Raw genomic sequence first — 13,684 nt, 5'->3', positions numbered from 1 at the left:
GACTGAAGGATCAGCGGTCGATTTCGCCGAAAACGATGTCCTGCGTACCGATGATGGTGACGGCGTCGGCAATCATGTGGCCGCGCGACATTTCATCGAGCGATTGCAGGTGGGCAAAACCGGGCGCCCGAATCTTCAGGCGGTAAGGTTTGTTGGCACCGTCCGACACCATGTAGATGCCGAACTCGCCCTTCGGGTGTTCCACCGAGGCATACGACTCGCCCGGGGGAACGTGGAAACCTTCCGTGAAGAGCTTGAAGTGATGGATCAGCTCTTCCATGTTGGTCTTCATGGCGGTGCGCTTGGGCGGGGCCACCTTGTGGTTCTCGACCATCACCGGACCCGGGTTGTTGCGCAGCCATTCCACGCACTGGCGGATGATGCGGTTGCTCTCGCGCAGTTCGTTCACGCGGACCAGGTAGCGGTCGTAGCAGTCGCCGTTCACGCCGACCGGCACGTCGAAGTCGAGCAGGTCATAGACTTCGTAGGGCTGCGTCTTGCGCAGGTCCCAGGCCACGCCCGAGCCACGCAGCATCGGGCCGGTGAAGCCCAGCGCCTTGGCGCGATCGGGATCGACCACGCCGATGCCCACCAGGCGCTGCTTCCAGATGCGGTTGTCGGTGAGCAGCGTTTCGTACTCGTCGACACAGGCCGGGAAGCGGTTGGTGAAGTCTTCGATGAAGTCCAGCATCGAGCCCGAACGCGCGTCGTTCATCACGCGCAGTTCCTTGTCGCCACGATACTTGCTGGAGGTGCCGTACTGCGGCATCGCGTCCGGCAGGTCGCGGTAGACGCCGCCCGGACGGTAGTAGGCCGCGTGCATGCGCGCGCCCGAGACCGCTTCGTAGCAGTCCATCAGGTCTTCGCGCTCGCGGAAGGCATACAGGAACACCGCCATCGCGCCCACGTCGAGGGCGTGCGAGCCGAGCGACATCAGGTGGTTCAGGATGCGGGTGATCTCATCGAACATCACGCGGATGTACTGCGCGCGCAGCGGGGCTTCGATGCCCAGCAGCTTCTCGATGGCCATGCAATAGGCGTGCTCGTTGCACATCATCGACACGTAGTCGAGGCGGTCCATGTAGGGCAGCGCCTGGAGATAGGTCTTGTGCTCGGCCAGCTTTTCGGTGGCACGGTGCAGCAGGCCGATGTGCGGATCGGCGCGCTGGATCACTTCGCCGTCGAGCTCGAGCACCAGGCGCAGCACACCGTGCGCGGCCGGATGCTGGGGGCCGAAGTTGAGCGTGTAGTTCTTGATTTCTGCCATGATTAACGCCCCATGCCGTAGGAGTCTTCACGCACGACGCGCGGCGTGATTTCACGCGGATCGATGGTGACCGGCTGGTAAATGACGCGTTTCTGTTCGGGGTCGTAGCGCATTTCGACCGTGCCCGACAGCGGGAAGTCTTTGCGGAACGGGTGGCCGATGAAACCGTAGTCGGTGAGGATGCGGCGCAGGTCGGGGTGGCCCTCGAACACGATGCCGTACAGGTCGAACGCCTCGCGCTCGTACCAGTTCACGCCGGGCCAGCACTCGAGCAGCGAGGAGATCAGCGGGAACTCGTCGTCGGGCGTGAACGCACGGACGCGCAGGCGCCAGTTGTGTTCGATCGACAGCAGGTGGATCACCACGGCGAAACGGCCGCGTTGCTGCGGACCGGCCACCTTCTCGTCAGCCTGCGCGGCACGCGAGGCGTTGCCCCAGGTGAGGTAGTCCACGCCGCACAGGTCGATACAGCTTTCGAACCGCAGCGTGGGCTCGGTGCGCAGCTTGTTGCACACCGTGAGCCACTGGTCGGCCGCGACTTCGAGCGTGAGTTCGCCGATGTCTTCGGTCAGGGCAATATCCTGGCCGAGGGTGGCCTGCAAATTGTTTTTCAGGGTTTCGAGCCTGGTCATCATCTTGTACGCATAGGTAAACCGGGACACTGCTTCGCCGCGCACGAGCCGCCGTCAGGCGCCCGCGCTGCCTGCAGGCGACTCAGCGCGCAATCGTATTGGTCAGGCGGATCTTGTTCTGCATTTGCAGCAGACCATAGACCAGCGCCTCGGCGGTGGGCGGGCACCCGGGCACATACACGTCGACCGGAACGATACGGTCGCAGCCGCGCACCACCGAATACGAGTAGTGGTAGTAACCGCCGCCATTGGCACAGGAGCCCATGGAGACCACCCAACGCGGCTCCGGCATCTGGTCGTAGACCTTGCGCAGCGCCGGCGCCATCTTGTTGCACAGCGTGCCGGCCACGATCATCAGGTCGGACTGACGCGGGCTGGGGCGGAAGATGATGCCGAATTGGTCGAGGTCGTAGCGGGCCGCGCCCGCATGCATCATCTCGACCGCGCAACAGGCCAGACCAAAGGTCATGGGCCACATCGAACCGGTCTTTGCCCAGTTGATGAACTTGTCGGCGCTGGTGGTGATGAAGCCTTGCTTGAGAATGCCGTCAATAGCCATATTCGTCTCTGCTAGCGTGCCCAGGGGATGCGCGATGCATCACTCCCAGTCGAGCGCGCCCTTTTTCCATTCATAGATGAAGCCGACCGTGAGAACGGCGAGGAAAACCATGACCGTCCAGAAGCCGACGATGCCCACGGTGCCCTGCGCGATGGCCCACGGGAACAAAAAGGCGATTTCCAGATCGAACAGAATGAAGAGGATCGCCACCAGGTAGTAGCGCACGTCGAACTTCATACGTGCATCTTCAAAGGCCTCGAAACCGCACTCGTAGGGCGAAAGCTTTTCGGCGTAGGGACGCCGCGGCCCCAGGAGAGAGCCAGCCGTTAACAGTGCGAAGCCGATACCTGTGGCCACCACGATAAACAGCAGGACGGGAAAATACTGTTGCAGGTTCATTCAGACGTCCGTCAAAAGCACAAACCTTCAGATTGTAGCATTTGCGCGGTGACTCCCGGCTGAACTCAATGCGTTGAATAGAGTATTCCAATCATGAAAAAAGCCACCCTTTCGGGTGGCTTTTTCACGGACAGGGCGAAGGTCTGTCCGTGCGCTTGTGCATCACACAGCGGGGCTTGCGCCCCGCACGTGATTAGAAGCGGTGGCGGATACCGACGCCGACAGCGGTGCTCTTGACGTCGTCCAGGAACGCGTAGTTCTTGGCGTACGAACCGTAGGCGTACAGGTTGGTACGCTTGGACAGGTCGTAGGTGTAGCCGAGGCTGTACACGTTCATGTTCGAATCGCCGCCGGTCAGGACGTCGTTCGACGGGTCAACGCGCTGCCACGAACCGAACAGGCTCGAAGCGCCGCCGATCGGGGCCGACAGACCCACCAGGTAGCTGTTGGCCTTGAAGCCGTCAGCGAAGGCGTTGGTGCCGAAGGCGGCGTCGCCGGTCAGGCCGGTCGGGTTCGAGGTGGTGAACCAGCCGTCGGTGGTGCGGAAGTAGGCGGCCGAGACCTTGACCACTTCGAAGTCGTACGCAGCGCCGATACCGTACGAACGCGGCTTGGCGTCAACGGCGGCTTGCGATTGGTTGTTCGAGGCGTTCAGTTGGTCGTAGGCGATCGCGACATTCAGCGGGCCGTTGACGTAACGAGCACCAGCGGTGATCGCACGAACGTTGTCGGCGGTGGCGAAGCCAACGCGCTGAGCACCGGCGGTGTCGTCAGCCGAGAACGAGTAGCCAGCGCCGAACTGGAAGCCGCTGAACGACGGGGTCTGATACATGACCATGTTGTCGTAGCGGGTGGTGTTGGTCGAGCTCATGCCAACGCCGATGTTGGCTTGGCCGAAGCCGGCGCCGAACGGATCGATCGAGCCGAAGTACTTCGACGCGATGTTGGTTTGACGACCGAAGTCGATTTGACCCCAGGAGTCGCTGGCCAGACCGATCGTGGCTTGACGACCGAACAGGCGGCCGCCTTGAGCCGAGTTACCGTTGCCCGAGTTGAAACCCGATTCCAGTTGGAACACAGCGCGCAGGCCGTCACCCAGATCTTCACGACCACGCAGACCCCAGCGCGAACCGTTTTGCACGCCGTTGATCATGCCGACACGGCTTTCGCTGAAGCCGTCGCCCTTGACCTTGTTGTAGCCGATACCGGTGTCGATGATGCCGTACAGCGTGACCGACGTTTCCGCCTGAGCAACACCGGCGAAACCGGCGAGCAGGGCGGCAGCGAGCAGAGTCTTTTTCATTTAAGAAATCTCCGTTGATTTGAGTGACAAAGAGCAGCAACACAGCAAATTCTGGCCTGCCGCCCCCCTAACTCCGCGAAGGGAAGTTGACGCTATTGCATCAAAAATCCCCAAGACTGGCTATGGTCGGGCTCAGAAAACACGTGCTTTGCGGCCGCATTGTTGGGATCTTGCAACATCCCGTCCCCCATAGTTCCGGCACCCACGGGCTAACCCTAGCCCGTTCTCCCCTGCGGGTTTGGCCGCGCAACGCCCCGGCGCGCGGGATCCGGCGTATGCTGATAACGCTGTTATTTGAAAATACCACCGCTATCTCCTGCCCCGGCACGCCATGACCACCTCTCCCGACAGCGTCTCCCCGCCCGAACCCGCCGCCCGGCGCGCCGACCGGATGAGCGCGGTGCGCCGGCGCATCATCCTGGACGCCGCGGAGCGCGTGTTCGAGCGCGACGGGCTGGAGGCGACCACCATCCGCGCCATCGCCAAGGAGGCGGGCTGCACCACCGGCGCGATCTACCCCTTGTTCGACGGCAAGGAGGCGATCTATGGGGTACTGCTGGAGGAATCGCTCGACCGCCTGCATGCGCATCTGTCGACCGAGCTGCAGAGCGGCAGCGCGGCCCGGGCCGCGCGCCGTGCCGTGCAGGCCTTCTTCAATTTCTACGCCGAGCGTCCCACCGAGTTCTCGCTCGGCCTCTATCTATATCGCGGCCTGGCGCCGCATGGCCTGGGCCGCGACCTGGACGACCGCCTCAATGCCAGGCTGGCCCAGTGCGTGGACCTGATCGGCCAGGCGCTGGCGCGCACCCGCGCCTGGCCGCCCGAGCGCATCGCGCTCGAACAGATGACGGTGTTCACCTACCTGATGGGCCTGTTGCTGCTCTATCACACGCGCCGCCTCAAATCCCTGGACCAGCACGCCGAGACCCTGCTGGATCACTATTGCACCCGCCTGGAGCAAAGCTGACGTGGATCACCCTCTGACGGCATCGCCCGCCGCGCGCATCACGCCGGCGCAGTTCGCGGAATTGTTGCGCGAACAACATCCCTTCTCGCTCGTCCTGGGCATCGAGGTCACGCAGATCGGCCATGGCACGGCGCGCGCCGTGCTGCCGGCGCGCGACACGCACCAGCGGCTCGGCGGCATCGTGGCCGGCCCGATGCTGATGGGCCTGGCCGACCTCGCGCTCTACGCCGCCGTGGTGGGCGCCACCGGCAATGCGCGGGCCGTGACGGCGAGCCTCACCATCAACTTCCTGCGCGGCAGCCCCGCCGGCGCCATCGTGGCGGATGCGCGGCTGCTGAAGGTGGGCCGGCTGAGCGCGGGCGAGGTCGTGCTGCATGCCGAGCACGACGACACGCCGCTTGCGCACGTGGTCAGCACCTGGTCGGTGCCGGCGCCATGAGCGCCGCCGCCCGCCCCCAGCCCGCCTGGCACGGCGTCAGCGTGATCGGCCTCAGCGAGGCGGGTTGCGCGGCGGCGCGCGACGTTGCGGCGAACTGCCCCGAGCTCGCGCTGACGGTCTATGACCCGGACGGGGCGCGCTGCGAGACCTTCCGCGGCCTCGCCACGCTGGCGGCCAATGTGGAAGAGGCCCTGCGCGAGTCGGATGTGATCGTGCTGGCCCTGCCCGACGGGCACGCCGTGGACCGCACCCTGGCGCGCTACAGCGACGGCCAGGTCAACGCCGACGTGGCCGGCAAACTCATCGTCGACCTGTGCGCGCGCGACCCGCGCTGGACGCAGCGCCTGGGCGACGCGGTGCGCAGCGCGGGCGCCGGCTACGCGGACGCGGCCGAGCCGGCGGCGCTGCTCGCGCTCATCGCGCCGCGCGGGCCTTGAGCGCGCCCTCGGTCAGGGCCACGCACAGCGCCAGCCACAAGGCGCTGACCGCGAAGCCCGCGACCACGTCGCTCAGGAAATGCACCTGCAGCAGCACCCGGCTCACGCCGATCGCCGCGATCAATGCCGCGGAAACGGCGACGCAGATCACGCGATGGCGCGGCGCCAGCAGGCGCAGCAGCAGGTAGCAGGAGAAGCCGTAGACCGCCATGGCGGCCGAGGCATGGCCGCTCGGAAAGCTCCAGCCGGTGGCCTCGGTGAAGCCGTGGGTGTGTTCCGGGCGCACCCGCTCGAAGGCGTGCTTGAGCAGCCAGTTGAGCGCCCCGCCCCCGGCGGTGGCGGCCACGCTGCCCGCGGCCAGCACGAACTGGCGCCGCCACAGCAGGCCGAGCAGCAGGCCGATCGCCAGCACCGTGAGCAGGTTGCGGTCGCCGAAGTGGGTGAACCAGGACATCAGCCACAGCAGCGCGGTCGGCATCGCCAGGCTCAGCGCCTGGGCCAGCGCCAGGTCGAAGGCGACCAGCCCGCCCTCCTGCCGCACCGCCAGCGCCAGCCCGAGAAAGATCAGCCCCGACACGCCCGCCATGGCGAGAAACACCCCGGTGCGGCGGCGCCCAGGCGGCAGCCCGATCAGCAATTGCCAGGCGGCCGCCGACGCGAGTCCGGCCAGCGCGGGCACGCCCAGAAGAAACCACCACGGATGGGTCGCGACCCAGACAGCGTATTCATTCATGCAATATCGACCCCGGAAGGGTGTCCCGGGTTCAGTCAGGACGGTGCAAGATCAGAGGATGGGCGGCGGCGCGGGCGAACGCGCCGGTGGCCGCGTCGAAGTCCCAGCGCTCGATGGTGCAGGCATCCGGCTCGTCGGTGCCCACCGCATGCTCGATGATGTTGAGCGAGTTGGGCACGCTGCCGCGGACCCGCCACGAGGTGGCGGTCCCGGCCTGGACCGCCCAGGCGCCGCGGCCCTGCGGCCCCTGGCTGCCGAACAGCGGCACCACGTAGGGCAGGTGGATGTGGCCGCCGAGGATCAGGTCGACGCCCGCGTCGACCCAGGCGGGCACGGCCAGCTCGCGGCCGATCAGCAGGTTGGCGGTGTCGCTCTCCTCGACCGCGCGCACCGGGTGGTGCATCAGCACCACCCGCAGCTGCCCGGGCCGCGCGGCGCGCAGGCGCTGGGCCACGCGCTGGACCTGGGCCGGCGACACTTCGCCGTCCTTGCGCCGGCGCGGCCGCGTGCTGTTCACGCCGATGGCCAGGAGCTGGTCGCCGTCGAACACCGGCTCGAGGGTGGCGCCCAGCGCGCGGCGATAGTTGCCGTAGGGGTTGAGCGCGCGCGCAAAGACGTTGAAGAGCGGAATATCGTGGTTGCCGGGCACGGCCAGCACCGGCCGGCCCAGGCTGCGGATGAAGTCGCGTGCCAGCGCGAACTGGCCACGCCGCGCGCGCTGGGTGATGTCGCCACCGACCAGCACCAGGTCGGGTTGCGCCTGCGCGACCAGCTCGCGCACCGCGTGCAGCACGGGCTCGACGGTGGTGCCGAAATGCGTGTCCGAGAGATGCAGCAGACGCGTCATGCCGGCTCCAGCCGCAGCTCGGGCGGCGGCACCAGCAACGGCAGGCGGTCGGCGGCCACCTCGAACATGAGCGGCGTCTGCATCCAGCTGATCTCGCCGTCCATCGCGACCTTCACGCGGCGCACCCGGCGGCCCAGGCCGATGCCGAGCTTGTCGAAGGCAAAGCTGATGACCTGGTCGGCCTCGCCCAGCCGGCTGAACAGGCCGCTCACGAGCAGGCCGTAGAGCGCCAGGGTGCCGACCGGCCGCACCGTCATGGCCACCAGCTGGCCCTGCTGCGTGGCCTCGGCCTCGGGAATGCCGATGCGCTGCAGCTGCAGCGTGTTGTTGCCGACCACCACCGTGGGCGTGCGCAGTTGCCGCTCGACGCCGTTCTGGGTCAGCGTGATGCGCAGTTGCCGGTGCGGACGGAACAGTGTGACCAGGCCGGACCACAGCGCCACCAGGCGGCTGCGGCCATAGCGCTGCTTGTAGGCCTCGCGGTCTTCGAGCAACTGCGGATACAGGCCCAGGCTCGCATTGACCAGGAACAGCCGGCCATTGAGCATGCCCACCTGGACCGGCTCGATCTGCGCCTGCAGCAGCGCGCGCGTCGAGACCTCGGTGTCCTGCGAGATGCCGTAGGCGCGGCCGAAGAAGTTGAAGGTGCCCTGCGGCAGGATGCCGAACGGCACGCCGGAGCCCAGCACCACGCTGGCCACCGCGTTGAGCGTGCCGTCGCCACCGGCGGCCACCACCACGCCATCCTGCGCGCGGGCGAGCTCGAGCGCCTCGCGCGCGGCGCGCGGCAGGTCGGCGCCGCGTTCGACGGCAATGATCTGGTGGCGCCGCCCTCCCTCGTCGAGGATGCGGGCGATGGTGTCGCGCGTGGTGTGCGCATCCTCGCGGCCGGAGCCGGTGTTGAGGACGATGAAGAAAGGTTCGGTGCCGCTCAGGGAGCGGGCCGGCGCTGAGCCGGTCGGCGGGGCTGAAGTCATGAACCAAAGATAGCCCGGCCCCGACACGGCCGCAACCCGCACGCGCCGGGCGCTACGGAATGCGACAGGCCGCGTTGAAATCCAGGCTCGCGAGCACCTGTTCGCGCATCTTCTGCACCAGGGTGCGGGTGTCGTCGCGCCGATACTGCACGCTGTAGGAAAGCGCGGCGGGTTCGGGATCGCTGGCCAGGATGCGCAGGCTGCCCTGCGCCTGCAGCTGCACGGCCCACTGGCGCGGCAGCACGCCGATGCCGGTGCCTTCGATCAGCATGCCGACGATAGCGCCCCAGTTGTTGCACGACAGCCGCTGCTCGTTCTGCCCCAGGTGATCGAGCCAGGGTTCGAGCACGCGATGCGTGCCCGCGCCCTCGGGCAGCGTGACGAGCGGGCAGCGCTGCAGCAGCTCGGGCGTGAGCGTGGTGGCGGCGCCGACCACGCGCGGCGCGCCGACCCAGACGAAGTGGGCCTGCCCGGCCGGTACCGACACGATGCCGCTGCGCGACGAGCGCCCCGCCACCACGGCGAAGTCGAGCTCGCCGTCGGCCACCCGGCGCTCCAGCACCTGGCCGATGTCCACGTAGGGTTCGAGCGCCAGCGCCGGATGCGCCTGGCGCACGCGGCCGATCAGCCCCGGCAGCCAGGTGAGCGCGCTCAGCTCGCCCACGCCGAAGCGGCAGCGGCCGGCCAGGTCGTGACGCGCATCCATCGTGGTGCGGATGGCGTCGGCCGCGGCGAGCAGGTCGCGCGCCTGCGGCACCAGGCGTTCGCCGGCCGCGGTGAGCACGGCGCGGTGGCCGGTGCGGTCGAACAGCGCATGGCCGAGCGCCTCTTCGAGCTCGACGATGCGCTTGGACAGCGACGATACCGACAGGTGCAGACGATCGGCCGCGACCGCGAAACTCGCGCAGGTGGCGGCCCAGTAGAAGGCTTCGAGCTGTTTGAGCGTCATGGGAGCATTGTATGGGCTGGCCGGCGCGGCGCGCCGGGCTTGCCGGGCCGCAGCGGCGCTCCTAATATCGAAGCTCCTTTCTCACGGCGGCCCCTGGCGGCGCGACGGCAACACGATGGCAGGCAAACGCAGTTACGACGACGGATGCGCCAGCGCGCACGCGCTGGAATTGATCGGCGAACGCTGGGCCCTGCTGATCGTACGCGAGCTGCTGCTCGGGCCCAAGCGTTTCACCGACCTGCGCATTGGCCTGCCCGCCATCAGTCCCAACGTCCTCACCCAGCGCCTCACCGAACTGGAGGCGGGCGCGGTGCTGCGGCGGCGCAAGCTGCCGCCGCCCGCGGGCGCCTGGGTGTACGAGCTCACCGAATGGGGCCAGCAGCTCGAGCCCATCGTGCTCGGCCTGGGTGCCTGGGGCGCACGCTCGCCGCAGTTGCCGCAGGCCCTGCCGCTGAGCGACGACGCGCTGGCGCTGTCGTGGCGCGCCATGGCGGATCCGAATGCGCTGAGCGGTCCGCCGCTGCGGTTGCAGATCGAGATGGCCCAGGGCCGCTATGCGGTGGAGGTGCGCGACGGCCGTTTCGCGATCGCGCGCGGCACGCGCGCCGACGCGCAGGCCACGGTACGCGCCAGCACCGAGGTGCTGGCCGCCCTCACCTACGCCGGCGCCGACCTCGACGCCGTGCTGCGCGCCGGCCAGGCGCAGCTCACGGGCGAGCGCGCCGCGCTGGCGCGCTTCGTCGGGCTGTTCACCCTGCCCGCGCCGGCCCCGGCCGCGCGGCCAGGGCCCTGACGCGCGCCACGCCTCAGGCGTGGCCGCCCAGATAGGCGTTGGCGAGGTCGTCGTTGGCCGCGATCTCGGCCGCCGTGCCCTGCGCGACCACATGGCCGCCCTCGACCACGTAGGCCCGGTCGGCCAGCGCCAGCGCGAGCCCGGCCATCTGGTCCACCAGCAGGATCGTCATGTTCTCGTTGCGCAGCCGGTCGAGCGCGGCGAACAGCTCCGCGATGACCTTGGGCGCCAGGCCCAGCGAGGGCTCGTCGAGCAGCAGCACGCGCGGCCGGCTCATCAGGCCGCGCGCCACGGCCAGCATCTGCTGCTCGCCGCCGGACAGCAGGCCGGCACGCTGGTGCAGCCGCTCGCGCAGGCGCGGGAAGCGCTGCAGCATCTCCTCGACGCGCGCCTCGCGGTCGGTCGGATCCAGGAAGGCGCCGAGGCGGATGTTGTCCAGCACCGACAGCTCCGGGAACACCTGCCGCCCTTCCGGCACCAGCACCAGGCCCAGGCCGACGATATCCTCGGCGGCCCGGCCTTCGAGCTGGTGGCCGTCGATGTGCATGCCGCCCGACTGGCTGCGATGCAGGCCCGCCAGCGTGCGCATCAGGGTCGACTTGCCCGCGCCGTTGGCGCCGAGCAGCGCCACCATCTCGCCGCTGCGCACCTGCAGGCTGATGCCGTGCAGCACCGGCTCGGCGCCGTAGCCAGCCACGAGGTCGGCCACGCCCAGCAGTTCGGGTCCGGCCGCCCGCGGCGGACGCTCGACCGGTGCTTGCGTCTGCAACGATTCGCCCAGGTAGGCCTGCTTCACGGCCGGGTCGTTCTGGACCTCGGCCGGCGTGCCCACCGCCAGGCGGCGACCGGCATCCAGCACCACGAGCTGATTCGAAATCGCCATCACCAGCGCCATGTCGTGCTCGACCAGCGCCACGCCGACGCCGGCCTCTGCGATGCGGCGCAGCAGCGCGGCCAGCGTGTCCTTGTCTTCGCGCGACAGACCGGCCGCGGGCTCGTCGAGCAGCAGCACGTCCGGATCGGTGGCGAGTGCCCGCGCGATCTCGACCAGGCGGCGATCGACGTGCGCCAGGCCGGCGGCGGGCGCGTCGGGCGCGCCGGTGTAGCCGCAGAACGCCAGCAGCGCACGCGCCTGCGCCCGTGCCGGCGCGCCGTGGAAGCGGCTGGCAGAAAACAGCCCGCCGAGCCGACCGCGCGCCATGGCCAGCACCACGTTGTCCTCGACGCTCAAGGTGCCGAACAGCTGCGAGGTCTGGTAAGTGCGGGCGATGCCGGCGCGGGCGATGCGAAAGGCCGGCTGGCCGGCGAGCGCGCGCGCGCCCAGCGTGAAGCCGCCGGCGGACGGCCGGTAGAAGCCGCTCATCATGTTGAGCGCGGTGGTCTTGCCCGCGCCGTTGGGGCCGATCAGGCTGGTGACCGCGCCCTCGGGCACCGTCATCGACAGCTCGCTCACGGCGCGCACGCCGCCGAACGTGATGCCCAGGCCCTGCGCCGACAGCACCTGGCGCGGCCGACGCGGCAGCGCCACCTCGGCCACGGCGGGCTCGGCCGCGGCCGCGCGTGGTGCGACGGCTGGCTTTGCGCCGCGCCACAGCTGGCGCCACAGGCCCACCGCGCCATCGGGTGCGACCCACAGCACGAGCAGCAGCAAGGCGCCGAAGAACAGCAGCCGGTAGGCCTCGAGCGATGCCAGCAGCTCGGGCAGCACGCCCACGATGAGCGCGCCGATGATCGGGCCGGCCACGGTGCCCGCGCCGCCCACGATCACGACCAGCACGAACAGGATCGACTGCATGAAGCTGAAGGTCTCGGCGGTGACGAAGCTCGAGAGCGGCGCGAACAGCCCGCCGGCGAGCCCGGCCGCGGCGGCCGAGATCGTGAACGCGGCCGTCTTGATGACCAGCGGGTTCAGGCCGATCGACTGCGCCGCGGTCTCGCTGTCGTTGACCGCGCGCATCGCGGCGCCCCAGCTGCCGCGTGCCAGCAGCGCGTAGGCCACCAGCACGATCGTGGCGGTGACGATGGCGAGGATGGCCACCGTCTGTTCGGGGCCCCAGCCGGCCCAGAGCTGCGGCGGCAGGATGCCCATGATGCCGCTCTGGCCGCCGGTGAGGTCGCGCATCTCCACCGCCGCGTGCTGCACGATGAAGCTGAACGCGATGGTGATCATCGCCAGGTAGGGCCCCTTCACGCGCAAGGCCGGCAGCGCCAGCAGCGCGCCCATGGCGGCGGCCAGCAGCGTGCCGGCCGCCCAGGCCGGCCAGAAGCCCCAGCCCACCTTGGTGGTGAGGATCGCCACCGTGTAGGCGCCGATGGCGTAGAAGCCCACGTGGCCGAACGAGACCTGGCCGGTCAGGCCGAGCAGCACGTTCAGGCCGATGCCGACGATCGCGATCAGCGCGATGTTGGCGAGCACGAATACGTAGTAGCTATTGAGGGTGAGCGCCAGCACCAGTGCCAGCGACACCAGCGCGGCACCCGCCGCGAATGATTTGGCGTTCATACTTTCTTGACCTCCGCCCGTCCGAACAGGCCATTGGGCCGCGCGGCGAGCACCGCGATGACCAGGGCGAATGTGATGATCTGCGTATAGCCCGAGCCCAGCGTGACGGTGACCAGCGCCTCGGCGATGCCGAAGATCAGGCCGGCCAGCATCACGCCCCACGCGGAGCTGATGCCGCCCAGGATCGCCACCGCGAAGGCCTTCAGGCCGAACAGCGTGCCCATGTCGGCGTTCACGTTGAACAGCGGCGCGATCAGGATGCCGGCCACGCCGGCGAACAGCGTGGACACCGCGAAGGCGGCGGCCACCGCGCGCTTGATCGGAATGCCCATCAGGCGCGCGGCATCGCGGTTCTGCACCACCGCCAGCAGCGCGGTGCCCCAGCGCGTGCGGCGCGCCACCAGATGCAGCACCGCGGCGAGCGCCAGGCCCATGAGCGGAATCAGCAGTTGCAGCGGGTACACGCCCAGGCCCAGGCCGGCGACCTCGATGGGCGCGACCGCCAGCGGCGAGGGCAGGCTGCGCGGCTCCTTGCCGAACGTGTGCATGACCACGTTGTCGAGCACGATGCCGAGCGCCACGGTGGACATCAGCCAGGCGTTCGAGCCGCGTGCGGCGAAAGGCCGCACCGCCACGAACTCGACCACCAGCCCGTACAGCGCGCAGCAGATCAACGCGAGCAGGATCGCCGGCGCCATGCCCCAGCCCAAGGTCTGGGCGAAGGTGAAGCAGAGCACCGCGCCCAGCATCATCGAGCTGCCCTGGGCAAAGTTGACGGTCCCGGAGACCGAATAGGTGATGTGGAAACCCAGGGCCATGAGGCCATACATGCTCCCCAGGCCCAGCCCGCTGATCAGCGCCGCCAGCAACTGCATTGTC

General features: G+C 68.7%; 15 protein-coding genes. 4 read left to right on the top strand and 11 right to left on the bottom strand.

The window, feature by feature from the left end:
- Window positions 1-10: 10 nt before the first annotated feature.
- From CEG14_RS06515 to CEG14_RS06495, 5 genes are all read right to left on the bottom strand, one after another.
- Complete coding sequence (locus CEG14_RS06515; protein WP_094825551.1) at window positions 11-1,267, bottom strand: NADH-quinone oxidoreductase subunit D; 1,257 nt, start codon at window positions 1,265-1,267, stop codon at window positions 11-13.
- 2 nt (window positions 1,268-1,269) lie between these two features.
- Window positions 1,270-1,902, bottom strand: a complete 633-nt coding sequence (locus CEG14_RS06510) for an NADH-quinone oxidoreductase subunit C (protein ID WP_176461401.1) — start codon at window positions 1,900-1,902, stop codon at window positions 1,270-1,272.
- A gap of 79 nt (window positions 1,903-1,981) precedes the next feature.
- Entirely contained in the window at window positions 1,982-2,458 is a 477-nt protein-coding gene (locus CEG14_RS06505) for a NuoB/complex I 20 kDa subunit family protein (RefSeq protein WP_066132774.1), read from the bottom strand.
- Between the two features lie 39 nt (window positions 2,459-2,497).
- Window positions 2,498-2,857 (bottom strand): NADH-quinone oxidoreductase subunit A, encoded by a 360-nt coding sequence (locus CEG14_RS06500; protein ID WP_094825549.1) that lies wholly within the window; start codon window positions 2,855-2,857, stop codon window positions 2,498-2,500.
- Between the two features lie 193 nt (window positions 2,858-3,050).
- Window positions 3,051-4,160, bottom strand: coding sequence for a porin (locus CEG14_RS06495; protein ID WP_094825548.1), 1,110 nt, complete (start codon window positions 4,158-4,160; stop codon window positions 3,051-3,053).
- 331 nt (window positions 4,161-4,491) lie between these two features.
- Here CEG14_RS06495 and CEG14_RS06490 point away from each other — a divergent pair, with 331 nt between their 5' ends.
- The 3 genes from CEG14_RS06490 to CEG14_RS06480 are packed head-to-tail and all read left to right on the top strand — an operon-like array spanning window position 4,492 to window position 6,003.
- Complete coding sequence (locus CEG14_RS06490; RefSeq protein WP_094825547.1) at window positions 4,492-5,127, top strand: TetR/AcrR family transcriptional regulator; 636 nt, start codon at window positions 4,492-4,494, stop codon at window positions 5,125-5,127.
- Between the two features lies 1 nt (window position 5,128).
- Complete coding sequence (locus CEG14_RS06485) at window positions 5,129-5,566, top strand: PaaI family thioesterase (protein ID WP_094825546.1); 438 nt, start codon at window positions 5,129-5,131, stop codon at window positions 5,564-5,566.
- Window positions 5,563-6,003, top strand: coding sequence for an NAD(P)-binding domain-containing protein (locus tag CEG14_RS06480; RefSeq protein WP_094825545.1), 441 nt, complete (start codon window positions 5,563-5,565; stop codon window positions 6,001-6,003). The genes CEG14_RS06485 and CEG14_RS06480 overlap by 4 nt, the downstream gene beginning before the upstream one ends.
- On the opposite strand, the gene CEG14_RS06475 is transcribed toward CEG14_RS06480, so the two are convergent.
- The 4 genes from CEG14_RS06475 to CEG14_RS06460 are packed head-to-tail and all read right to left on the bottom strand — an operon-like array spanning window position 5,981 to window position 9,509.
- Window positions 5,981-6,736: a phosphatase PAP2 family protein gene (locus CEG14_RS06475; protein ID WP_094825544.1), complete on the bottom strand. Its 756-nt coding sequence runs from the start codon at window positions 6,734-6,736 to the stop codon at window positions 5,981-5,983. The two genes, CEG14_RS06480 and CEG14_RS06475, sit on opposite strands and share 23 nt — an antisense overlap.
- Before the next feature lie 31 nt (window positions 6,737-6,767).
- Entirely contained in the window at window positions 6,768-7,583 is an 816-nt protein-coding gene (locus CEG14_RS06470) for a metallophosphoesterase family protein (protein ID WP_094825543.1), read from the bottom strand.
- Entirely contained in the window at window positions 7,580-8,560 is a 981-nt protein-coding gene (locus CEG14_RS06465; RefSeq protein WP_094825542.1) for a diacylglycerol/lipid kinase family protein, read from the bottom strand. Before CEG14_RS06465 ends, CEG14_RS06470 begins: the two co-directional genes overlap by 4 nt.
- Before the next feature lie 52 nt (window positions 8,561-8,612).
- Window positions 8,613-9,509, bottom strand: coding sequence for a LysR family transcriptional regulator (locus tag CEG14_RS06460; protein WP_094825541.1), 897 nt, complete (start codon window positions 9,507-9,509; stop codon window positions 8,613-8,615).
- Between the two features lie 115 nt (window positions 9,510-9,624).
- Between CEG14_RS06460 and CEG14_RS06455 the strand changes: the two genes are divergently transcribed.
- Window positions 9,625-10,302, top strand: coding sequence for a winged helix-turn-helix transcriptional regulator (locus tag CEG14_RS06455; protein WP_094825540.1), 678 nt, complete (start codon window positions 9,625-9,627; stop codon window positions 10,300-10,302).
- 13 nt (window positions 10,303-10,315) lie between these two features.
- On the opposite strand, the gene CEG14_RS06450 is transcribed toward CEG14_RS06455, so the two are convergent.
- Window positions 10,316-12,805 carry a branched-chain amino acid ABC transporter ATP-binding protein/permease gene (locus CEG14_RS06450; RefSeq protein WP_094825539.1) on the bottom strand — a complete coding sequence of 830 codons (2,490 nt, stop codon included), beginning with the start codon at window positions 12,803-12,805 and terminating at the stop codon, window positions 10,316-10,318.
- Window positions 12,802-13,680: a branched-chain amino acid ABC transporter permease gene (locus CEG14_RS06445; RefSeq protein ID WP_094825538.1), complete on the bottom strand. Its 879-nt coding sequence runs from the start codon at window positions 13,678-13,680 to the stop codon at window positions 12,802-12,804. The genes CEG14_RS06450 and CEG14_RS06445 overlap by 4 nt, the downstream gene beginning before the upstream one ends.
- Window positions 13,681-13,684 lie beyond the last annotated feature (4 nt).

The sequence above is a fragment of the Bordetella genomosp. 1 genome (assembly GCF_002261335.1).
GTDB lineage: Bacteria > Pseudomonadota > Gammaproteobacteria > Burkholderiales > Burkholderiaceae_B > Bordetella.
This window is presented reverse-complemented; position numbering and strand designations above follow the sequence as displayed.